We start from the raw sequence: 23,681 nt of genomic DNA, 5'->3' as shown, positions 1-23,681 counted from the left end.
ACCCCTCACCCGAAGCTTGTCTGTTGTATTTTTATTATATCAATACAGAACATGTGTTTCCATGTGTAATTGGAACTATTTAGCACTTTTCTCACTTGGGGAGGGTGCTTTTTTTATTGTCCATTTTTGTAGTTAGTTGCATGATATAATTTTTATAAAATATTTATATTTTTATGCAACTATTTTTGCATAGACCGCATCTAAGTATTAGAAAGGGGGAGAGCCGGCTTGCATCTCGTTGATAGATTAAAAGATAAAGAGGAAAGTGCACTAATTGAATTAATGGAACTGTATGGAGATTATTTAGTCCGTACAGCATTTCTATTAGTAAAGGATCATCAAACTGCTGAGGAAGTGGTCCAAGATACATTCATTATTGCTTTTGAAAAAATAAAGCAGTTAGATGCCCCTGCCAAATTAAAAAGCTGGCTTACTTCCATCTTAATGAACTGCTGTCGCTCACGAATGCGTAAGTGGAGTTGGAAAAATATATTACTACTATTTGAAAATGAACGTGTACTAGATGGTGAGTCTGGTATTTCCCCAGAAGAAGAACTACTAGGACTGATTTGGAATCAAAATTTAAGTAATGCAATTCATGAATTAGATTATAAATATCGGGAAGTAATTACCCTTTTCTATTTTAACGAAATGAAAATAAATGAAATCGCTCTATCGACGGGTGAAAAGGAAAATACAATTAAATCAAGGCTTAAAAGAGCACGCGCTCAATTAAAAGCTATTTTGACGAAGGGAGAGGATTTTCTTGAAGAAAGCCAACGAGCAATTAAAAAGACATCTAGATAAAGAATTGGGGCAAATTCAGTTTTCTAGGCAGGTAGAAGTAATGAATAAAATTACCCGAATAACTTGGAAAGATAAATTACATAGACTTTGGAATAAAGAAATATCAATTCCTCTAATCCCTATTAGTGCAGTTTTAGCTTTATGTATTGTTTTAATTGGCTATAAGGAGATAATGCATGAAGAACCTAAAAATACGAATAGTGGAGTATTAATCACTGTTGCAGGAAGTTATTACTGGAAGGAAGACTTGGAGAGGATGATGTCAGAAAATGAAAATTAAGATGAAAGTTAAACACTTAGTGTATATTGGCACATTCCTAATCGCAATCTTCGTACTCCTTTCCAAATTTATCTTTCCAAATGCAGAATTGTATTTTGCCGAGAAAAAGATCGCTGCTGGAAAAATAGAGGATAAACAGGAAATACTAGAACTTTTAAAAGAAACACCAATTGAATCAAAAAAATGGGATATCATACAGGATTACATGATTGATGAAGGCGTATTGGGTGGTTTTGATATTTATATAAGTCCGACAATGCAAGAGTGGGGAGAAACTGAACAAACAACTATTCATTTTACCAAGGATGAAAAAATCCCTTTTCTGATTGATTATGTCAAGCATGCCCCCGCTAACGGATATTTAGTGACAGCAGCAAAGGTATTATCACTTTTTTATGAAAAGGAAGGGGATATAGAGAAAGCGAAAAAAGTCTTATACGATACTTCGAAACGTTTTGTATCAGAGAATTATAGATATGATCGTAATGAGCTTCTTATACAACGTATACGTTTAACAATGAATCATGGTCAGTTCGATGAGGTAAATCATTATATTGTTGAAATCATGGAAAGTCTAGATCGGCTTGATTTGGATATGCATGCTCAAATTGCCCAAATAAGAGCAGAAATGCTTCTTCAAGAAGGGGAACTCGACCAAGCAATTGAGGTGGTAGAACAAGCAATTAAGGATTTTGAAGAAGGATATGAGGAAGAGCAAGAACAATGGGGAGAAGTTGATGATCAGGCTACATTTTCAGAACTGGAAAATCGTGTATATTATGATCAATTAAAATCACTGAAAAGAACCTTAATCAATGCACATGAAAATAATAGTGAGGGCAAGGTAGTTACCGTATCGGGAAAGGTTTTACGCAGTGATGGTACACCTGTGGAAGGCGTCGGTGTATACTTGAGGGACAAGATTAATGTAAATAGAAGTGTAAGTCCAGACGAAATCTATCAAGTTGTAACAGATAGAGAAGGGCGCTATGAATTTCATGGGGTAATCCCAAATAATTATCAGATTACACTAGGTTTCCATTATGAACAAATTACTGGTTGGACATGGTCCCCAGATATGTATGACTGGATTGATGTAGATGGAAGTAAGGATGTTACGTATGATGTTACTTTACAAAAATTAATAGCTCAAAAGTCTCCAGTTAATCAGGAGGAAATTACAGGCGATGTCGTACATTTTGAATGGGAAGAAGTAGAGGGAGCTGCTTACTATGGTTTATTCTTAGCATATGAAATTGACGGCGGTTCAATTAGTATGGAATTAGGAACACATATTAAAGATTCAACGATTGATGTAAAAGTAGAAGAAATCTATAACACAGGTGGTGGGACAGCTTTTGGACCCGAAGATGCAGGGGATGGAAAGTCAATGCTCGCTTTTACTAATCCGGAAAACCGTCTATCCTGGAGTGTTACTGCCTATGATAAAAACAATAGAGTCATAACCGAGAGTATTGGTTACCGATTAAATGAAGATGCCATTGGTAATTTACCACTATTTTATTTAAAGCAGCGTGAATTAACAAAAGCAGATAAACTTCTAATGGATAATAAAGCAGAAAAGGCACTTGAACAATATCTATCCAATTATGATGCTAATCCAAATGATAGCCATAGTATTCGAATGATTATAAGGTTAATAGGTATAAAGGGTGATAGTACGGTAGAAACACGCGATATTCTTGCCATTCCTTATATGGAAAAGCTAGCACTACAATCTACAAATCCTAAACACGCTTTTGATGTAGTTCGGTATTATTACGATAATCAGAAGTGGGAAACATTCAATCATTGGATGGATACCTTTTTTTCTAAAGAAGGACAGTTAACCGATTATGAACATTCCATTTATGCAAGCGCATTGATGAAACAAGGAAAACATGATGAAGCAAGTATGGAATTTGAAAAGGCATTGAAAAAGGGGTTAGGAAATCAATTTGTTGGATATTGGCTTGCAAATGACATATATCGAACAGGATTATCAAAAGAGGTAGTAGCAATTGCAAAGAATTACCCAGAAAAATTTGATTACGAGGAAACACCCAATTGGTCATATCGAGTAAACCAACTAATTGAAGAAAGTAAGAACTATAAAATAGTACAATATGAACAAGAATTAAGGCGTGTACTAGATATGTACTTTACAGGAAAAGAACAGGAATTAAAAGAGTGGATAAACACAACAAATAAAACTGAAATGAAAATGTTCATTATGGCAGTTAGAAATGTCAGCTAAAAAACAAGCGCTGTTCTGGCCAAAAGAATAGCGCTTATTTTTTTAGGTGTTTTTAAACAAACGGAACAAAAATGAAGTATAATGAATATTGATGTTGACAAAAAAGAATAATGAAGCATAATATGGAACTAACATAACAAACAGGAACGAAAAGGAGCTATTAGTTATGCTTGCTGAAGAGCGTAGGCAAAAGATTGTGGAAATCCTTCAAAAAGATGGCCGATTGATTGCGAAAGATCTCTCTAATATGTTTCAAATATCCATTGACTCTGTAAGAAGAGATTTAACTATTATGGAAAATCAAGGATTACTTCAAAAAACATATGGTGGTGCTGTTTCGATAAAGCCTCAGTCAAAAGTAAGAACATTGCCATTACCTGAATCAAAAAGGTATAGTCCACCTGCTGCACATCAGGATGCTATTTCTAAATATGGAGCCTCCTATATTCATGCACATGATACAGTATTCATTGGTAGCGCGGGAATTCAATATGGAATGCTTAAGTATCTTCCAACTGATTTTCCCTTTACCCTCGTCACCAATTCGATGAAGATTGCAGATGCTGTTAGAAATAAAGAGAACATTACTTCCTACCTAATTGGTGGGAAGCTTAGGCCAAATTCAGCTAATAGCATGATTGATACTATCGCCATAGAGATAGTTAGTAGATTTTCATTTGATATTGGGTTTGTTACTGGTGGTGGAATTACAGCAAATGGAATTAGTACCGCCACACCGGAGGGTGCAGCGTTCCATAGAAGGGTTTCTGAGCTATCACGAAAGAATATATGTCTGGCCCCACACGAAAAACTTGGACAGCAAATGTTTATTAGCTCAGTTCCAGTGGAAAGAATAGATGTAATCATCACAGACCAAGCAGCCTCAGAAAAAGTAATCCAGGAAATAGAAAAGAGAAATGTGGAAATTATTTTTGCAGATGCACAAGAGGAGTGAATAGATTGAAAGCCATTCGTGTAGATTATTCACCGAACATAAACGGTAACGTACACATTCCAGGTTCGAAAAACAGTTCATTAGCATTACTTGCTGCTGCTTGCCTTTCAGATGAAAAGGTAACCCTTCAAGGAATCCCTAATATCGCTGATTTTCGAGTAATCAGGCAGATGGGAAACGACATAGGTCTTACAATGGAACGCGATTTGTTAGGAGACGTGCATATTGATCCTAGAGGGATTTATTCAACGGAGTTTGATCCTAAGAAATCATCATCATTCAGGACAGCCTATTATTTTGTAGGAGCATTACTAGCTAAATTTGGTAAAGTGACAGTTGGATACCCAGGTGGGGATGACTTTGTAAGTCGCCCAATTGACCAACATGTAAAGGTATTTGAAATGATGGGTGCCACGTTTACGTATGATAAAGATTTTTACGTTGTAGAGGCGAAAGAATTGACAGGTGCTAGTATCTATTTTGATACCATCACTTCTGGCGGAACAATAAATGCCATACTTGCCGCAGTACGAGCAAAAGGTGATACTGTATTACTAAACGCTGCAAGGGATCCTGAAGTTATTGATACTGCCATGTTACTTAATGAAATGGGTGCCCGAATTAGTGGTGCTGGAACGGACACGATTCGAATATCTGGTGTCCGTTCGTTAAAAGGTTGCACACATCGGGTAATCCCTGACCGATTAATTGCGGGTTCATTTTTGATTGCTGCTGGGGTTGCGGGTGGAAGAGTAACGGTTAAGGATGTCATTCCTGAACACCTAGGCTCTGTATTATCAAAATTAAGAGAAATTGGCTTAGAAATAGAAATTAACGATGATAGTGTGACCGCTTATTCAACTGGAACGCTAAGAGCAACTCGTGTTAGGACAAAAATGTATCCGGGTTTTGCGACCGACATTCAGCAACCAATGACGACTTTGCTTACCCAAGCTTCCGGTAAAAGTATTATTGCAGAAAAGATTTATCCAAATCGGTTTAATCATGTGGGACAACTAAGAAAAATGGGGGCAGACATTAGAGTCAGATCAGGTGTAGCGTTTGTAAAAGGTAAATCTGATTTAAGAGGTGCAATTGTCCAAGCATCGGATATACGTGCAGGAATTTCATTAATCCTTGCTGGGATGGTTGCTGATGGCTCTACATTCATTACTGGTGTGGACCATATTGAACGTGGGTATGAAGATGCTGTTTCAGCTTTCCAATCTTTAGGTGTTAGTATAAATAAAGAAAACATAACCTATGGTGTAGATGAGAATTTTATAGATGATATTAAGTGAAAATGTTGATTAACAGTTAATTAATTCAGATAAGATGGAGAAAAAGCAATAGACTACGCTAAAATCCAAACCATTAAACACCAATTTTAATACTCTAAATAACATGAAAAGACGCTTGAAAATGAACTGCACCCCCATTGTTGGATACAGATATCAACAATGGGGTGTATAGCTCTTATCTATTTTCTTCCAACGCATCAACATATTGTTTCGCCTCAATAAGAGACATCCCTGTTTCTTCTCTTACATATTTCACCGTTTTAATATTGCCTACTGTCTCTAATTTTTCCTTTGCAGTGGCAATCCAATCATCATTGTTTCCATTTATTTTTAGTTTCCTGTTCTGCTTCTCCAGGAATTGAATTTTCTTGTGTTGACCGATTATAATGAATAAAAATGCCAGACTAAGAAGAACGAAGCTTGCAAAAAGTATATCCATTTTCTGTTAAATCCTCCTTGATGAATTCATTATCTTTCTAAGATACTGTACTTACGACTCAATATCCATAATCAATTAGTAATAATTAAACTAAATCCTTCCAGAATGAAATAAGTCTCTAACTATTTTTTATATCTTATATTTTACATACGAATTAGAAGGACAAAGGTTTCATTTTACAACTATCCTGCCCTTTTGTTGAAGGTGGTTTTAAAGGTCTTTATGTAAAATAAATAATTCCCCTTTTCTTCCCATAACTCTAATACCCTTATCTTCAAAACCTCCCTTTTTATATACGTGTTGGGCAATTTTATTTTTATGATTAACCGCCAATATAATTTCCTTTTTATTTGGGAATTCTTTTTTCACGAAAGAGTCTAATACTAACAATGATTCCTTAGCAATTCCTTTACCTTGAAACTCAGAATTAACCGAATATCCTCTTATCAAAATTGCATCTTTGTTATCACTATAATCCTTTACACCTTCCCAGCCGTGCAGAACAAAAAAACCTACTGGAGTTCCATTATATAGGATTACAACAGGATACCTCGTATTGTCCTCTTCGCATTTTAATATTGACTTTAAGGGTACAGAAGCATATCTACTTTGCTCCTCAGATAAATGATAATTACTTAGTTTGGCTCTGTATTCATCTTTGTAAAAATCAAGAGATACAGCAATACTTTGGGTGGACATTGAATCTACTCCTCTTCATCGTTATCGAATGTATGTTTGTTTTTTTTATTGATTTTTATTATCCTCTTCTTTGACAATCTTGCCCTTTTAATGAAACAAGGTGTAATTCCTTCATTAAGGGTCGCACCCGTTCTTTAAGTACAATATTTCACAAACTTAATCAAACTGTATATCTCTAATAGACCCATTTCAACTGTCACTTTCTCATTTTTGCTATGTACATTATTTGCCCTGTATGGTTATGAACTTCTCGCACCATTTGAACCATCATATCGAGTAATGTTGAATCGTTGTCATTAGAACTATAAGTAAGGGGGGGCATAGTTTGATAAGGTTGCCACAATAACAATTGGGGTTTCAATTTGATTTCTTCTAAAATCTGAATAATTGCATCAAATGACTCATTAGCAAGTGTAAGAGCCTGTTTTTTTGATAATTGAAGTCCTCTTTCAAACTCTTTATCTCTATCTCTTTTTTCAGGCTCATTAAAAAAAATTGTTTCAAGTCGTTGACGCACTGTTCCCCTTATATGAAATATCAGATTTGCTATGCTGTTACTCTCTGGAGTTGGATGCCATACAATATCCTTTTCTGATAATTGATCAATTGCTTGATAAACCCATTTTTTTCTGATTTAAACTTTTCCAACATACTATCGACAAGTAAGACAGAAGTTTCCAACGAAATACCTACTTTCTATTATTAGTGTGAAAAAAGATTATACTTATTACTATTCTACGTTATAAAGTAAATTTCCTTCTTAAATTAAACTGCCCTTTTAGCAAAATAATTTCTATCTAATTACTAACATGAAGCTCCAAAAATTTAACGATAAGAAAAAACATTCCACTTGAATCACCATGTTGAACTATCGAACGAAATGGTCTGTCTTTTTTGTCCCCTTATTTAATCGAATCAGTATTTTCATGAAATAATTTGAGGAATTTACATACCAAAAAGCATATGGATTCGCAGTACATTTATACTGTTATTCTCCGTTTTTCCTCCATAAAAGCGGGCCTACATAATTAACCGTACTTTCTTTTTATAAATAGAAGAGAAAGTATAAAACTCTTTTAGGGACTAGCGGATTCGTTTTTTCAATTGAAACCTTTTCTAGTATTTTTCCGTATGTATAATTAGACGGAAACACGGGGGGATTCAATATGTTTCAAGAACTAAATGAACAAATTATTCAGGCAAAAGGTGTTTTACATAAGAAACGAAAGCTCGAAATGAAACTAGAAGATTTTCAAAATGAATTATCTGATGTGGAACAGACAATTAATCGATTAAATAGCCTATTAAAAGACGAAGAAAAGGATGTTAAAAAGTTAGAAGGAATTAGTATTGCAAACCTACTTTCAACGATAACAGGAACAAAGTATGAAAAATTGGATAAGGAAAATCGAGAAGTACTAGCTGTGAAGTTACAATTAGATTCAGCAGTAAAAGCAGGAAATGAAATTAGAGAGTCGATAATGGAGGTTAAAACAAAGCTTGCTGACGTAAATCAAAGTGATCTAGAATATGAAGAACTTTTAAATAGAAAAGAGCAATTAATAATCGAAAGTGGTTCACAGTTTGCTGAGGATTTGTATGCTATCAGTGATAGGGAAGGGGATATCGAGGCATATATTAAAGAATTAAAAGAAGCAATTAACGCTGGAAATTATGCCGCTGATGCACTTCACAATGCAGAAGAATCACTAGACTCTGCAGCGGGATGGGGAACGTGGGATATGCTTGGTGGAGGTATGATTTCTAGTGCTATAAAACATAGTAGAATGGATGATGCTTCTGATCATATTGCTATCGCCCAAACAAGAATGAGAAATTTTCAGAAGGAATTATTGGATATTAACGAGATGATTCATGTGGATATGGATATATCCGGATTATTAAAATTTGCGGACTTTTTCTTTGATGGATTTATTGTTGATTGGATGGTTCAGGGGAGAATTAATGATTCTCTCGACCAAGTGTATGATCAAGTAGGTAAAGTTGAAAAAATAGTAAATACATTAGAAAAAGAACTTTTAGATCGTGAGCAAAAATTAGCTGAGCTCCAACACGAGAAGAAATTACTTATTGAAAACTTATAATCACCTAAAACAGGCATCTTACAACTTGTAAGATGCCTGTCATTCTTAATTTGTAATGTCTTCAGAAGGTCCAAAGATTTCATAATGAATATCTGAATCACTTACTTCTAATTGTTTAAGCAATTGATAGGTAGCACGCATAAAACCTTTTGGTCCACAGAAATAGAATGCTGCATCACTCTCAGGAACAACAGAACGTAGCCAATCCAATTCAATGTATCCCTCTTTGTCATATTCATCGCCTTCTACTGGGCGGTCATAAATAGTATAGCTTTTCACTTGTGGATACGCTTCAACAAGTTCTTTTACATGGTCTTTCATTGCATGGACATGACTAGATTGTGCTGCGTGAATGAAGATTACTTCACGGTTAGGATTTTCCTTAATAGTTGTTTCTAGCATGCTCATCATAGGAGTTAATCCAACGCCACCACTTAGTAATACTAGTGGTCTAGTATCTTCTTGATCTAATACAAAGTCCCCACCTGGTGCACTAATAGGAATTATACTACCTTCCTCAACATGTTTGTGTAAAAAGTTTGATACAACTCCTTCTGGATAGTCGCTTATCGCTTCTTCGCGCTTTACACTTATACGGTAATATCCTTCTCCTGGTGCACAAGATAAGCTGTATTGACGGAGTTGATCGTATGGTTGACCTTCGATTTCAGCTTTTACAGTAATATATTGACCTGCTTTAAATAATGGGAATGGGTTCCCGTCTGCAGGCTCTAAATAGAATGATGTGATGACATCACTTTCGACTACCTTTTTCATTACCTTAAAGTTACGGAAATCTACCCAACCACCGGGTGCTTTTTTAACTTCTTGATACATATCTTTTTCGATAGAAATAAATACGTCAGCAATGACACCATACGCTTTTTCCCATGCGGTTATAATTTCTTCTGTTGCAGCGTCACCTAGAACATCTTTGATAGCAAGAAGTAAATTCTCACCTACAATTGGATAATGCTCCGGTTTAATATTCAAGCTTCTATGTTTCTGAGCAATTTGTTTTACCACAGGTAAAATGGTTTCTAATTTATCAATGTATTTTGCAGCAGCATAGACTGTATTTGCTAGTGCTTTAGGTTGGTCACCTTTTCTTTGGTTTGTCTGGTTGAAAATATTCTTTAGTTCTGGATAATTTTCAAACATCATTTGATAGAAACGTTTTGTAATGTCTGTACCATGCTTTTCCAAAACGGGTACGGTTGATTTAATAATATCAATTGTGTTTTGATCTAATCCTACTGTTGAAGTTGCCAAAAGAATGCACTCCCTTTACTTTTTAAAAGATGTATTTTGAATACATGTTTATTGTATACTCTAAATTGGTAGCCAAACAACCGGTTAAAACGCGATTTATGTTACAATATTGTGAAGAAGTACACAAGGAGATAAAAAATGCAATTAAAAAAATACACCGATTATAGCTTAAGAGTATTGATATTTATAGGTCTGAAGAAGGAAAATGATTTAGCTAGTATTAAAGAAATTTCGGATGTCTATGATATTTCTCACAACCATCTAGGAAAAGTTGTCCATGGGTTAGCAAAGCTAGAATTAATAGAAAGTGTGAGAGGACGACATGGGGGTATTCGTTTAGCAAAGAATCCCGAGGAAATTAATATAGGAAAATTAATTAGAATATTAGAAAGTGATTTTACGTTATTGGAGTGTTTTGATAAGGGGACGAATCATTGTGTCATCTCACCTGGATGTACGTTAAAGCATGCGTTTAATAAGGCTTTACAAGCATTTTATCACGTTTTGGATGGGTATTCTTTAAAGGATTTAATAGAAAACGAACAAGAGTTACGTAGTCTAATGAACATATATCAGTAATGAATTAAATAGAAACTTGCTTGATAGTTTTTTTCCATATGCTTTTCCTATATAATAGAAACAACATTTTTTATTGGGAGGAAAAGTATCTTGAAACAAATCTCAGCAATTGATTTAGCAAAAAAGGTTAATAGTGGTGAACAAGTAAATATTATTGATGTTCGGGAAGATGACGAGGTAGCAATGGGGAAAATTCCTGGGGCACGTCATATTCGTTTAGGAGACCTTGAGGATAACTTGGACAAGCTTAATAAAAATGAACACTACTATATGATATGTCGTTCCGGTGGAAGAAGTACGATGGCTTGTGAATTCTTAATGGACCATGGATATGATGTGACAAATATGGTTGGTGGCATGCTTGCTTGGGAAGATGAATTAGAATTTTAAATGAACCATGTGAAGGGGCCTGTGAAAAAATGGATTTCAATGTATGGTTACTACTTGCTTGTATAGTTGTATTAATCGTTACTCGCTTCATTCCGGTAAAGGGCATCACTAATATAACAACATATGAAGCTAAATCAAAATTCAAAGAAAAGAAAGTACAGTTTATAGATGTACGAACACCAGGGGAGTATAATCGTAATCATCAGCCCCCTTTTCGTAATATCCCGCTTTATGAATTGACACAACGTTTAAAAGAGCTAGATAAAAATAAAGATGTTGTCGTAATTTGCCAAAGTGGAATCAGGAGCTCTAAAGCAGCGAGAGTTTTGAAAAGAAAGGGTTTCACGCAGATTTACAATGTAAAAGGTGGAATGGGATCCTGGAAAAAACAGAATAACGAAAGTTCAGCAGCGAAATGACTAATATTTCGCTGCTTTTTTTCAAAGAATAATTTTTCTGTTAAATCTTATAAATTAGCGTTAAGATGAGATTAAGTAATTAATGAAAGGAGTAGTCTCATGTCTACATATCCAAATATTCAAGAAACAAAAGAAATAATTAAACAGTTAGTATCTATCCCTAGTCCAACTGGTTTTACGGCCAGTGCTATTCAATTTGCTGAGGATTTTTTACAAAAACTTCATGTGGAAACAAAGCGAAATCGTAAAGGTGGCTTAATAGCAACATTACCTGGTGAGAACAATGATGAACATCGCATGTTAACGGCGCATGTGGATACACTTGGTGCGATGGTAAAAGAAGTAAAAAGTAATGGTCGCCTTCGATTAGATCTAATTGGTGGATTCCGTTATAACTCCATTGAAGGGGAGTACTGCGAAATTCATACTTCCACTGGAAAAGTGTATACAGGTACCATTCTAATGCGTCAAACTTCTGTTCATGTATACAAAGATGCTGGAAAAGCAGAAAGAAATCAAGAAAATATGGAAGTTCGAATTGATGCTGAAGTACATCATGCAGAAGATATTCGTGCTCTTGGTATTGAGGTAGGGGATTTTGTTTCCTTTGATCCGCGAGTACAACTTACTGAGAATGGATTTATAAAATCTCGACATCTAGATGACAAGGCAAGTGTTGGTATACTACTACAATTGATTAAGCGACTAAAAGAAGAGAATATAACACTACCATATACCACACATTTTCTAATTTCTAATAACGAAGAAATTGGTTATGGCGGTAATTCTAATATACCACCGGAAACGGTTGAATATCTTGCTGTCGACATGGGGGCAATGGGTGATGGTCAATCAACTGATGAATATACGGTGTCCATATGTGTAAAGGATGCTAGTGGACCTTACCACTACGGATTACGTAAGCGATTAGTAGAACTTGCTGAAAAGAATAATATTGAATATAAGTTAGATATCTACCCATATTACGGTTCTGATGCTTCAGCAGCAATTAAATCGGGACATGATATTGTTCATGGATTAATTGGTCCTGGTATTGATTCATCCCATGCCTTTGAACGTACACATGAGAAGTCATTGATTAATACGGAAAAATTAGTATATCATTATGTACTTTCTGAAATGATATCTTACTAACATTTTACCAGTAGCGTCATAAAGGATTGAAAATCGATGTTGAAATGATTCGCGAGGACAAGTTGTGGTTCATACTGAATGAGAATTAGTGTTGAAATGACTAATAGGGACAACCCCCTCCGAGATTATCTGGAAAATCTGGCTATTTAAGGTGGTCGAAAAATCCAGTACCAAACTAAAATGGCGCACCTTCCAATGGGTGCGCCATTTTCATCTTTTATTCCATGCTTTCAATAATTTGTCCAAAGTTAATTCTTTTGTAGATTTTACAAGATAATCTGCTTCTTTTAAGTGATCTCCTATACCGACTGCAAACATTCCTGCTTTTTTTATTGCTTCAATTCCAACATTGGCATCTTCAATTCCGATACAATCAGATGGCTGTACATGAAGGATAGAGGCGGCTTGTAAAAATATATCTGGTGCAGGCTTTCCTTTATCTATAGTATTTGGATCGGCAGTGGCATTAAAAAATTCATCTATTCCTAGTGACTTCAATATTGAAGGGGCATTTTTACTAGCGGATGCTAACCCAATTTTAAACCCTCCACCTATTATCCGTACTAGTAATGGATAAATTCCAGGAAGAATGTCTACTGAAGTTATTTTACTAATTAATTCTTTGTAGTCATCATTTTTTTCTTCAGCCAATCTTACTTTTTCTTCTATGGAAAAGTGATTTGCTTTCCCTCCATATTCTAGTATTCGCTCTAAAGACCCCATTCGATCTACCCCTTTTAACTGTTCATTAAAAGATAAGTCAATGTCTATCCCAAGCTTTTCGGCACATTTTTTCCATGCCTTGAAATGGAGATCTGCGGTATCTGTGATTACACCATCTAAATCAAATATAAATGCCTTTAACAAATTTAATAACTCCAATCATCAATTAGTAATAACCAGGGTGCTATCTGCAGTAATGGTATGTTTTTTATCCCAAATATGGAGGTCGACTTGGACCCCTGACAGTAGTTCCACTGTAAAACTATCCATTTTACTACTAATTTTCAGTAATCTACCATGATACCGTATATGAAAAGCGTATCCTTCCCATTGTTCTGGAAGTTGCGGACGGAAATGCAACCCATTTTCTTTTAAACGAAGTCCTGCGAAACCAGTCACAATCGCCATCCAAGTCCCGCCCATATTAGCCATGTGAAGTCCATCTTTCGTATTTCCTTGACGATTATCCAAATCCAATCGTGCCGATTCTAGAAAATAGTCGTATGCTTTCTCCAAATAACCAATTCTTGCGCCCATCATGCTAAACACGCAAGAAGATAGGGAAGAATCATGGGTAGTAATCTTTTCATAATAATTATAGGATTCCTTTATGATATCTTCTGGCTGCTCATCCTCTACTAGAAAATGGGCAAGAACGGTATCAGCCTGTTTACAAACTTGGTATCGATAAATGGTTAACGGATGGTAGTGAAGGAGTAATGGATAATGTTCCTTCGGTGTTCCTTCAAAATCCCAGATTTCCTTTTGTAGGAATGTATCATCCTGTGAATTAATATTTAATGTTTTATCGATGGGTAGATACATAGCATCAGCGGCAGATTGGAATGCTTCTAACTCGGAATCCTTCAATGATAATTTGCTTTTTAAAGATTGCCAGTGTAAAGGATCTTCACTTTGAATGAATTGTACAAACTTTATTGCCCATTGAAGATTATATTTTGCCATGACATTAGTGTAATAATTGTTATTAACGATTGCTGTATATTCATCTGGCCCTGTTACTGTATCGATGCGAAATTCCCCATTTTGATGAAAATGACCAACCTCTAACCAAAGTCTAGCAGTCTCTATTAGAACTTCTGCGCCCATAACTTTAACAAAATCAAGGTCATTCGTTGCTAAAAAATATTGAACATAGCTATATGCGATATCTGCACTAATATGGTATTGTGCGGTCCCTGCTGGATAGTAGGAAGAGCATTCCGTTCCTGTAATAGTTCGCCAAGGGTAAAGGGCACCATTTTTATGCCCCATTTCTCTCGCCCTTTCTCTAGCAGAGTCGAGAATGGAATAACGATAATGTAATAGTTTCTTTGCAAGCTCTGGATTAGTCATTGTGAACATCGGCAGTAAATAAATCTCTGTGTCCCAGAAATAATGTCCTTCATATCCTTCACCAGATAATCCTTTTGCTGCAATGCTAGTTTTTCCATCTTGCCCTGCAGATTGAAGTAAATGAAATAAATTAAAGCGAATTGCTTCTTGAATTTTATCGCCACCAGTAATTGTTACATCCGTATTTTTCCAAAAGGATGTCATATATTCCAATTGAAGATTTGCTAATTCTTTAAACGATAATGACGCAGTTTTATCCTTTATCAATTGCAGTGTGTACTGTAAGTCTTGATAACGTCTTGAATCCGCTATGAATGTTCTTTTTTCTAAAATTGTCTCCCTTGATAAAGTAAAATCAATCGTTGTTTGTATAGAAGAATGATTAAATTCATAACGATAAGATGCGGATTTATCTGATACGGATACCGTTGAAAGAGCCGCAGCACGTAGTTTAGAAATTGTAGTTTCAACTTCTACAAAACTACTTTCATCTATCCATAATAGATTGGTAATAGCTAGTAGTTGCTCATCATCACTGGCTACGCGGGGATCATCCTTATCAGCAAAGTTCTTCACATCGCCGTTAACTGAAGAAACAATCCGGACTGGTATATCCTCACTAATAGGTGTAAGTGTAATATATTGTTGAAATAATTCTTTTGTATGGAAGGATACGAAACGCTTAAAGTTTACATTAAGCTCATGGCCCGAATTCGATCGCCAATGTAATCTGCGCTCAGTCAATCCTTTATCCAAATGGAGAATTCGAGTATAGTCTATAATTTTACCGGAATGAAGTGACACTTTTTCCCGATGTTTATCTTCTCCCACCCATATCTCAATCCCTTGAGCATCAATAATATTTAATAACTTTTGCTGGTTTTCTGGAAATGCATAAAGCTTCTCTCCATACGAAATTTCCACAATATCATGGAATCCATTAATATAAGACCCTCTTATGGTATTTGTATCACTTGGTAAGCCTTCTTCTAAATTTCCTCGGATACCCATGTAGCCGTTCCCATTGAAAAATAAGCTTTCTTCTTGTAATAATGTAGCGATATCTGTACTTTTTGATTCTACCTTCCACGACAAGATGTATCACTCCTTAATCTGCTAGAAATTGTATGCATCTACTAGAAATCATTCTTTCACCCCGCCAGAGGTTAGTCCGGAAACAATCTGCCTTTGGAATATTAATACGATAATCAATGTTGGAATAGTAACAATGGTAGTTGCGGCTGCAACTTCACCCCAAAGGATAGAAAATTGATCACGTAAGAAAGAAATGGCAACAGGAACGGTATGAAAACTAGATTCCGTATTTAACGTAATTGTTAATAAGAATTCATTCCAAGCAGCGATAAAAGTTATAATTGCGGTCGTAAATACTCCCGGTGCCGCTAATGGAAAAACTATTTTTGTTAGTGTTTGTATCCTAGTAGCACCATCAATTTTTGCAGATTCTTCTAGTGCTAATGGAATCTGATTGAAATGTGTTACAAGTATCCATACAGCCATCGGTAAAGTAATAGTTGAGTATGGAAGGATCACGAAATAACTGTTTAACCAACCTAAATCATAAAACAAATTGTACACTGGACCAGTAATAATCATTTGTGGAAACATGGATACTGCTAGAACTAATCCTAGTAAAATACTCTTTCCCTTAAAATGAAACCGAGATATGGCATAGGCACAAAGTGATGCTACAACGATGACATAGATAGTTGTTGAAATTGCGACAACAAAACTATTAACTATTGCTCGCAAAATTCCTTTTTCAAATAGAATAATGGCGTAGTTTTTCAATGTTGGGTCTTCTGGTATGACATGAAAGGCACCGGTACCAAAAATCTCACCACTTGTTTTAAAGGAAGTAATGAAAATCCATAAAAAAGGAAAAACCATAATAAATAAATAACCGGACACAACAATGGCAAACATAAAAAGTAACTTTTTCTTAGAAAATCTCATCTGCTTCCCTCCTTAATCACGGTCGAGTAAATTCGTACCAAGTAATCGAACAAAGATAATCGCAATGATTGCTACACATACGAACATGATCATCACAACAACAGAGCCATATCCAAAGTTTGTCTGTCCAAACATGGCTTTATAGGCATAAATGGACATAGTTTCTGTCGCTCCTCCGGGTCCACCACCAGTTAACACGAATATTAAGTCAAAGACTCGAAATGCATCAAGGGTTCGGAAAAGCAATGCAACCAAAATGGATGATTTTAATAATGGTAGTGTGACTGAAAAGAAACTTTTAAACTTCGATGCTCCGTCAATCGATGCTGCTTCATATAATGAACCTGGAATATTTTGAAGTCCTGCTAGTAAAAGGAGTGCCATATAAGGTGTTGTTTTCCATACATCTGCTAAAATGGTAGATACCATTGCTCCCCCTTGACTTAGTAGTAAATCCTGCGATTGGCTAATTAAGCCAAGGTTTTCAAAAAAATGTGCTACTATTCCACTTGTTCCATCATATAAATAACTCCACATTAACGCGGCAACTGCAGTTGGAATTGCCCAAGGGATAAGGGAAGTGGTGCGAACTAATCCTTGCCCGAACATGGCTTTATTTAATATTAAAGCTAGACCCAGTCCAAGAACTAACTCAATGGCAACAGAAACTACAGTAAATAGTACTGTGTTCCATAACGCGGTATGAACACGTTTATCTCCTAATGCATCTTTATATGCTTGCAGTCCGATGAAATTGGATGGAATGATACTTCTATCAAAATCTTCCACTAATAATGGAAGACTATCTGCATGTGTTAACGTATACTTCTTATTTAAATCTTCAATTAGGACTTTCGTATTTTCATACAGGTTGGTTATTTCCGTACGCTCTTCTTTTGATATGTCAATAACGCCCTGTGATTCTGTATAAGATGTAGCGGCTGTATCGACTTTTAGTAAAACTTCCTCCACTTTTACTTTATCTTCATTACCTGTAACATTGGATAAGTCTTCTGTTAAAAAAAGGTCAATATATAATGCCGTTTCATTAAATAAATCGGTATTAAATCTTTCATTCAAGTATAGACCTGCTTTTTGTTGGTCATTAAGCTTGTAATCAAATAATGTATAGGTTACAGACTGGACAACAGGCCATAGAGAAAATATCCCAATAAGGATTAACGTAGGCAGTAAATAGAGCCAACCACTAAATCCCAGTTTTTGTTTCATTGTATTCACCTCTCTAAAGGTCAAATAAACATTATGATTTCAATAAAGTCAAAACTCCTTATGAAGAATGGTCATAAGGAGTTTCATTAAGCTAACGCTATTTATTCTGCCGCGGCAGCATCTTCAATTGCAGCTGCGGCTGTATCAGCTCCTTCGCCAGAGCTTAAATATTTATGTGCCTCTACTTGAATGGTATCGGAAACTGCATTGTAATCAGGTGATACTGGACGAGCAAGTGTATTAGCTAGAGCATTTTTAAAACCTTCATAAGAAAGCATTTCGTTTCCAGCTACAACTTCTTCATCTTCCAGTAATGCATTAAATCCAGGTAAGTAACCACCTTGAGTTGCCATGATTTTTTGACCTTCTTCACCAGAAGCGAATGAGATAAATTCCCATGCCCCATCGATATTTTCAGAGTTTTTATTAATACCTAGTAACCAGCCGCCGACAGAACCACCATTAGGAAGTGGTGCTATGCCGACTTGATCTAATGAAACCGTAACGCCATCTTCTTGGCCTTTAATACGTCCAAATTGATATGGCCAGTTACGTTCAAATACAGCGTTACCTTGCTCGAAATTCGTATGAGATTCTGCTTCTGTATAATTTAATAAGTCACTTGGTGAGAAATCTGCAGTAGTAAATTTATACATCGTTTCTAAACCGGTTTGCACATCTGAAAAAGAGTTAGTAAACTCAGTTACGTTAACGGTTAACCCTTCGTATTGTTTCGATTGGTATAGGAAGCCATATTTTGTACCTTCCTCCCCAGTATATTTTTCAGCCATTGCATATAAATCTTCGTATGTGTAATCGCCACTTTCTAATTTAGCAGCATCTTCTTCACTAACGATGTCACTACGGAAATAAAGTAGACCTAAGTCCGGGAAGAAAGGCAATGTATATTGTTTTCCAGTGTAATTACCAGATGCCATAGAACCGGCATTAAATTGGTCTTTACTATAACCTGCTTCATTCATAAAAACATCGATAGGTTCTAAGAATCCAGCCCCAGCAAATTCTCCAGCCCAAACTACGTCAAGAGAAATAACATCGTATTCACTGGAACCACTATTTAATGAATTCAATAGTTGGTCATGCATTTGCGCAGAATCGTTTGTTAGTGGATCCCACTCGACAACATACTTGTCTTGGCTTTCATTAAATGCATCAATTAGAGCTTGGGTTGCAGGTGTATTATCGTTTTGTGCCCCTAACTTGATGGTGACTTTTTCATCAGATGTAGCTGCTTCATCAGTATTGTTATTGGAATTTGAGTCGGCATTATTAGATTCGTCCCCACCTGAACATGCAGCTAAAATTAATAATGTTGAAAAGACGAACATAAAGAAAAATGATTTTAATAATTTCATTTCGTGTCCCCCCTAAATTTTGTGCATTCAAAAAGAACGAATGCTGTTTTAGACTTAATTGCATTGTAAAGGCTTACACACTATAATGATATTGAATTATTAAGATTTTTATGAAAATTTTAAGGTTGGAGGGTTGGAAATGAGAAAGTTAACGACAATTCAACAGGATGTAATTAAGCAATTTTTCTTAACAAGACAAGAAAATGAGGAATCATTCTTTGCTCATCCATCATACCAATTGGAGCAGGAACTATTGCATTGGATAACACAAGCGAACGAAAGGAAAGCCAAAGATGTCCTAGTTAAAATTAATAATCTGGAAAAAGCAAGACTATCGAGTAACCCGCTTCGTTCATTAAAAAACTCACTTATTTGTTCCTGTACACTATTTACAAGAGCTACAATTAAGGCAGGAGTAACTCCTGAGTATGCATTTGATATAAGTGATATATACATAAGAGAAATTGAAAAGATGAATTCTTCAAATGAATTGCAAGCGTTGGAATATGAGATGGTCATTACCTTCATAAAAGCTGTACGGGACTATCAAAAAGATCCTTACCAAAATGACATTATCGATAAAGCAATTCACCATATTCATGATCATATATTGCAACCAATCTCTTTGACTGAAGTGGCAGTGAAGTCAAATGTAAGTCCTAACTATTTATCTAGCCTTTTTCGAAAAATAGTAGGAATTTCCTTGAAGGAATATATTAATAGAAAGAAAATAGAAGAATCTAAGTACTTTTTAGAACATACTAATTCCTCTTTATTAGATATTGCATTACTTTTCGCTTTTAGTGATCAGAGCTACTATACAGCATTATTTAGAAAATATAATGGAATAACCCCTAAAAAGTATCGGCAGGTAGGGAACCAGTTAAGCTTGAATAAATAAAAAACATGATGCTGGATTCCAATATTCTACTTAATATATAACGAAAGGGCATGAGATAAAATCATTTATCTCATGCCCTTATATTCTCATTACAGGTAAACTGGCTGTAAGACCCTAAACGGAAAAAAAGTGAAATCTAAGTAAGTATAATAGGGGGAGATACAAATGCCGTCCCTGATTAAAGTTTCACTTTATAAAACAAAGTAGTAAATACAAAGAAAATGGCACAAACTACCTACCAAAATAAAAATATGAAATATTTCGTGGAAGCCCATATGCTTGAACTCTAAAAACTTTGGTTTCAACCAGTAAATTACCGCTCCAACTGTATATGACACACCACCAAGTAACAATAGAACCATACCAGTGGATGAAATTACTTCTATTAAAGATGGACTAAATAATATAATAATCCATCCCAAAATAACATATAGTGCAGTCGATAACCAACGAGGAGCTTTAAACCAAATCAATTTATAAAGTACTCCAAGGATAGCTAGTCCATTAATAACAAAAAAGAGTGTCCAACCAGTTGCTCCACCAAGGCTAATTAGGCAAATAGGAGTATAGGTTCCAGCTATTAATACAAAAATCATCGAATGATCAATTTTTCGTAAAAACGCTATAATATGATCTTTTGCCACTACCATATGGTATGTAGCAGATGCTGAATAAAGTAATATTAAGCTAATACCGAAAATAATAACCGCTGTAATAACCAATGGTGAGCCAGAATCCATGGATGCTTTAATAACTAAAGCTAATAGTCCAACAAAAGACAGTAACGCTCCAAAAAGATGAGTGAATCCATTGATGGGTTCTCTAATATAGGTATTCAAATTAACAACACTCCCTTATGTAGTTTCGATAACTACGTATAACAATACACCTATTTCATTATGTAGTCAAGGTTTACTTTTGGATAAATATTAACGTATAATAGAGTAAAAATTATACAGAGGGTTATAGATGAAAAATATAAATGAGTTTATAGAAGGCTTACATTTAGACAATCATTTGTTAGTAGAAGAATTACCCAATTTAGATTTATATATGGATCAGGTCATCCAAATTTTTGAAAATAAACTCGAACAGTCTAAACGAAGTGAAGAAGATAAAGTGCTAACGAAAACAATGGTTAACAACTATGCAAAGGGGAAACTATTTTTTCCTATTGAAAACAAAAAGTATTCCAAAAAGCATATCATCTTAATTAGCATGATTTATCAATTAAAAGGTGCACTTTCCATTAATGATATTAAGATTACACTAGAGAAGTTAAATAAGAAGATAGTTGAAGATGGATTTGAGGTCGAAAAAATCTATCAAAGTTATTTAAAACTTAGTAATATGAATATGGAAAGATTTTTGGTTGACGTGGAGGAATGTTCGGAAGAAGTTTCGAATGAAATATCCTTGCTTGAAGATGATGATTTTGAATATCTGGAACAGTTTTTATTAATTGCATCACTAGTAAATATGAGTAACTTTTATCGTCGACTGGCAGAAAAACTTGTTGATAGTTTTAGTGAGGAAGAAAATGAATGATTTTTAATAAAAATTATTGTAGGTGAACTAAATTGAAACTAAGTATATTGGACCAGGCACCAATCGCTCCAGGAAAAACAGCGCGAGACGCACTCTTTGAAACAATTAATGTAGCAAAACTTGGTGAACACTTAGGTTACCACCGTTATTGGATAGCTGAACATCATGATTTAGCTGGTCTTTCATGCCCAGCTCCTGAAGTAATGCTAGGTTTAATAGGTGGAAATACAGAAAGAATCAGGATCGGTGCAGGAGCAATTTTACTTCCGCATTATAAACCATTTAAAGTAGCGGAGACATTTAATTTACTTGCGACATTGTATCCGGGAAGGGTGGATCTAGGGCTTGGAAGATCACCAGGTGGCTCAGCTGAAGCATCAGTTGCTTTGTCTGGGAATTTCTTAGATAATGTACGGAAGATGCCAGAACTATTAGATGAACTTCACCAGTTTTTACACGGAGGTTTTGAGACTGGGCATATGTTCTCCAAAATAAAACCTGCTCCAATTCCAGATGATATGCCTGTACCTTGGCTACTAGGAACAAGTGAAAAGAGTGCTGTTTTAGCAGCGGAAAAGGGTTTGAATTATGCGTTTGGACATTTTATGAGTGAAGCGGATTCCGTTCCGATTATTTCCACTTATAAAAAACTATTAAAAGAAAAGTTCCCGAATAAAACAACAGAGATTATAATTGCAGTACATGTGATTTGTGCAGAGACATCAGCTAAAGCTGAAAAGTTAGCATTGGAAAGTTTTAAATGGAGTAGGATTAGAGGGGACAATAGCAATGGTTTTGATGATATTGTCGATGATTCTCTTTCTGAACAAGATTTAGTTGAATTCGAAAATGCAAAACAGAAAATGATTATTGGAGAACCAACTCAAGTGAAAGAAAAATTAAAAGAACTAGAACAACTACATCAAGTTGATGAATTTATGATCCTAACGAATACGCCTACATATGATGTACGAAAAAAATCTTATGAGTTACTTGCAGAAATCATTACATAGGCTGAAGAAAAAGTCACTTCAAAGTGGCTTTTATTTTTGTTGAAAGTAAGACAAGTAGCGGTAAACTGCAAATCAGGGGACTTTTGACCAACTTATACCAATAAAGTTTTCCACACATTACTGTAGACGTGAACATACATTTTTCGTTATAGTAAAGTGTGCATATTTAAACAGGACATTGATTATATTTAAATGGACAAGTTTTGTAGTTGGGCTCAAATAGAAAAGTATCATATCTTTCCTCGCTCACATAAGAAAAACGATTGATTTTGAAAGTAGGGATAGACAATGTATGAATGGGTAACAAATATTATGGAACAATTTGGTTATATGGGGATCTTTTTTATGATGGCACTTGAAAATGTATTCCCACCAATACCATCCGAAATTGTTCTTCCGTTCAGTGGCTTTATGACAACGAATTCCGAACTTACCGTTATTGGAGTCATTATTACAGCAACATGTGGTTCGGTTTTCGGTGCGATTGTGCTTTATGGAATTGGACGACTTATTGATGTGGAACGTTTAGAGAAAATTGTAGATAGATGGGGCCACATTATTCGAATTAAAAAAGAGGATATTCACAAGGCTGATAGTTGGTTTGACAAATATGGTTATTGGACTGTGTTATTTTGTAGAATGATTCCTTTGATTAGAAGCTTAATTTCCATTCCTGCCGGGATGTCCAATATGAATTTTACTCTCTTTTTACTATTTACCTTAATCGGTACATTAATATGGAACATTATCCTTATTATGATTGGCGTCACTCTTGGTGAAAATTGGGATAGTATTTTAGGGTTTATGGATATGTATTCCAATATTACGTATGCTGTGATTGCTCTTGCATTTATTATTTTTGTGATTATGTTTGCTAGAAAGAGGATTAGAAAATAAAG

Annotated in this window: 24 protein-coding genes; 14 read left to right on the top strand and 10 right to left on the bottom strand. The window is 35.2% G+C overall.

The annotated features are described in order from the left end of the window. Positions 1-228: 228 nt before the first annotated feature. The 5 genes from K332_RS0108525 to murA all read left to right on the top strand — a co-directional run bounded on the left by K332_RS0108525 (position 229) and on the right by murA (position 5,600). Entirely contained in the window at positions 229-807 is a 579-nt protein-coding gene (locus K332_RS0108525) for an RNA polymerase sigma factor (RefSeq protein WP_026907074.1), read from the top strand. After that, a complete protein-coding gene (locus K332_RS0108520) occupies positions 767-1,087 on the top strand; it encodes a hypothetical protein (RefSeq protein WP_026907073.1) in 321 nt (106 codons plus the stop codon). The genes K332_RS0108525 and K332_RS0108520 overlap by 41 nt, the downstream gene beginning before the upstream one ends. Further along, a complete protein-coding gene (locus K332_RS0108515) occupies positions 1,077-3,344 on the top strand; it encodes a carboxypeptidase-like regulatory domain-containing protein (protein WP_026907072.1) in 2,268 nt (755 codons plus the stop codon). The genes K332_RS0108520 and K332_RS0108515 overlap by 11 nt, the downstream gene beginning before the upstream one ends. Positions 3,345-3,510: 166 nt before the next feature. After that, a complete protein-coding gene (locus tag K332_RS0108510; RefSeq protein WP_026907071.1) occupies positions 3,511-4,299 on the top strand; it encodes a DeoR/GlpR family DNA-binding transcription regulator in 789 nt (262 codons plus the stop codon). Positions 4,300-4,304: 5 nt separating this feature from the next. Then, the gene (gene murA, locus K332_RS0108505; protein WP_026907070.1) at positions 4,305-5,600 is read left to right on the top strand and encodes a UDP-N-acetylglucosamine 1-carboxyvinyltransferase; all 1,296 of its coding nucleotides are present in this window, start codon (positions 4,305-4,307) and stop codon (positions 5,598-5,600) included. Between the two features lie 175 nt (positions 5,601-5,775). Here murA and K332_RS22205 read toward each other — a convergent pair whose 3' ends face one another. The 3 genes from K332_RS22205 to K332_RS0108490 form a co-directional block, all read right to left on the bottom strand. Then, positions 5,776-6,039, bottom strand: a complete 264-nt coding sequence (locus tag K332_RS22205; protein WP_036688476.1) for a hypothetical protein — start codon at positions 6,037-6,039, stop codon at positions 5,776-5,778. A 210-nt stretch (positions 6,040-6,249) separates the two neighbouring features. Then, positions 6,250-6,738 (bottom strand): GNAT family N-acetyltransferase, encoded by a 489-nt coding sequence (locus tag K332_RS0108495; RefSeq protein ID WP_026907069.1) that lies wholly within the window; start codon positions 6,736-6,738, stop codon positions 6,250-6,252. 196 nt (positions 6,739-6,934) lie between these two features. Next, a complete protein-coding gene (locus K332_RS0108490) occupies positions 6,935-7,372 on the bottom strand; it encodes a DUF1572 family protein (protein WP_084287844.1) in 438 nt (145 codons plus the stop codon). 532 nt (positions 7,373-7,904) lie between these two features. On the opposite strand from K332_RS0108490, the gene K332_RS0108485 reads away from it, so the two are divergent. Further along, on the top strand, positions 7,905-8,843 hold the full coding sequence (locus K332_RS0108485) for a coiled-coil domain-containing protein (RefSeq protein ID WP_026907067.1): 939 nt from the start codon (positions 7,905-7,907) through the stop codon (positions 8,841-8,843). 45 nt (positions 8,844-8,888) lie between these two features. Here K332_RS0108485 and hmpA read toward each other — a convergent pair whose 3' ends face one another. Continuing rightward, positions 8,889-10,115 (bottom strand): NO-inducible flavohemoprotein, encoded by a 1,227-nt coding sequence (gene hmpA, locus K332_RS0108480; RefSeq protein ID WP_026907066.1) that lies wholly within the window; start codon positions 10,113-10,115, stop codon positions 8,889-8,891. A gap of 138 nt (positions 10,116-10,253) precedes the next feature. Between hmpA and K332_RS0108475 the strand changes: the two genes are divergently transcribed. From K332_RS0108475 to K332_RS0108460, 4 genes are all read left to right on the top strand, one after another. Then, positions 10,254-10,694, top strand: coding sequence for an RrF2 family transcriptional regulator (locus tag K332_RS0108475; RefSeq protein WP_026907065.1), 441 nt, complete (start codon positions 10,254-10,256; stop codon positions 10,692-10,694). A gap of 90 nt (positions 10,695-10,784) precedes the next feature. Continuing rightward, positions 10,785-11,084, top strand: coding sequence for a rhodanese-like domain-containing protein (locus tag K332_RS0108470; RefSeq protein WP_026907064.1), 300 nt, complete (start codon positions 10,785-10,787; stop codon positions 11,082-11,084). A gap of 29 nt (positions 11,085-11,113) precedes the next feature. Next, positions 11,114-11,503 (top strand): rhodanese-like domain-containing protein, encoded by a 390-nt coding sequence (locus K332_RS0108465; RefSeq protein WP_026907063.1) that lies wholly within the window; start codon positions 11,114-11,116, stop codon positions 11,501-11,503. 99 nt (positions 11,504-11,602) lie between these two features. Then, on the top strand, positions 11,603-12,658 hold the full coding sequence (locus K332_RS0108460) for a M42 family metallopeptidase (RefSeq protein ID WP_026907062.1): 1,056 nt from the start codon (positions 11,603-11,605) through the stop codon (positions 12,656-12,658). Between the two features lie 210 nt (positions 12,659-12,868). On the opposite strand, the gene pgmB is transcribed toward K332_RS0108460, so the two are convergent. From pgmB to K332_RS0108435, 5 genes are all read right to left on the bottom strand, one after another. Continuing rightward, positions 12,869-13,525: a beta-phosphoglucomutase gene (gene pgmB / locus K332_RS0108455; protein ID WP_026907061.1), complete on the bottom strand. Its 657-nt coding sequence runs from the start codon at positions 13,523-13,525 to the stop codon at positions 12,869-12,871. An 18-nt stretch (positions 13,526-13,543) separates the two neighbouring features. Continuing rightward, on the bottom strand, positions 13,544-15,832 hold the full coding sequence (locus tag K332_RS0108450) for a glycoside hydrolase family 65 protein (RefSeq protein ID WP_026907060.1): 2,289 nt from the start codon (positions 15,830-15,832) through the stop codon (positions 13,544-13,546). Positions 15,833-15,880: 48 nt separating this feature from the next. Then, the gene (locus K332_RS0108445; RefSeq protein WP_026907059.1) at positions 15,881-16,714 is read right to left on the bottom strand and encodes a carbohydrate ABC transporter permease; all 834 of its coding nucleotides are present in this window, start codon (positions 16,712-16,714) and stop codon (positions 15,881-15,883) included. A gap of 12 nt (positions 16,715-16,726) precedes the next feature. Next, positions 16,727-17,944: a carbohydrate ABC transporter permease gene (locus K332_RS0108440; RefSeq protein ID WP_026907058.1), complete on the bottom strand. Its 1,218-nt coding sequence runs from the start codon at positions 17,942-17,944 to the stop codon at positions 16,727-16,729. A 101-nt stretch (positions 17,945-18,045) separates the two neighbouring features. Beyond that, entirely contained in the window at positions 18,046-19,320 is a 1,275-nt protein-coding gene (locus K332_RS0108435) for an extracellular solute-binding protein (protein ID WP_026907057.1), read from the bottom strand. A gap of 139 nt (positions 19,321-19,459) precedes the next feature. On the opposite strand from K332_RS0108435, the gene K332_RS0108430 reads away from it, so the two are divergent. Beyond that, entirely contained in the window at positions 19,460-20,221 is a 762-nt protein-coding gene (locus K332_RS0108430) for a helix-turn-helix transcriptional regulator (protein WP_036688472.1), read from the top strand. Positions 20,222-20,412: 191 nt separating this feature from the next. On the opposite strand, the gene trhA is transcribed toward K332_RS0108430, so the two are convergent. Then, positions 20,413-21,060, bottom strand: coding sequence for a PAQR family membrane homeostasis protein TrhA (gene trhA / locus K332_RS0108425; RefSeq protein WP_026907055.1), 648 nt, complete (start codon positions 21,058-21,060; stop codon positions 20,413-20,415). Between the two features lie 130 nt (positions 21,061-21,190). On the opposite strand from trhA, the gene K332_RS0108420 reads away from it, so the two are divergent. From K332_RS0108420 to K332_RS0108410, 3 genes are all read left to right on the top strand, one after another. Next, the gene (locus K332_RS0108420) at positions 21,191-21,769 is read left to right on the top strand and encodes a DUF1836 domain-containing protein (protein WP_026907054.1); all 579 of its coding nucleotides are present in this window, start codon (positions 21,191-21,193) and stop codon (positions 21,767-21,769) included. Between the two features lie 32 nt (positions 21,770-21,801). Continuing rightward, positions 21,802-22,782: an LLM class flavin-dependent oxidoreductase gene (locus tag K332_RS0108415; protein WP_026907053.1), complete on the top strand. Its 981-nt coding sequence runs from the start codon at positions 21,802-21,804 to the stop codon at positions 22,780-22,782. Positions 22,783-23,070: 288 nt separating this feature from the next. After that, complete coding sequence (locus K332_RS0108410; RefSeq protein WP_026907052.1) at positions 23,071-23,679, top strand: DedA family protein; 609 nt, start codon at positions 23,071-23,073, stop codon at positions 23,677-23,679. The last annotated feature ends 2 nt before the right edge of the window (positions 23,680-23,681 follow it).

Source organism: Paucisalibacillus globulus DSM 18846, from assembly GCF_000482485.1.
In the GTDB taxonomy this organism is placed as follows: domain Bacteria; phylum Bacillota; class Bacilli; order Bacillales; family Amphibacillaceae; genus Ornithinibacillus; species Ornithinibacillus globulus.
This window is presented reverse-complemented; position numbering and strand designations above follow the sequence as displayed.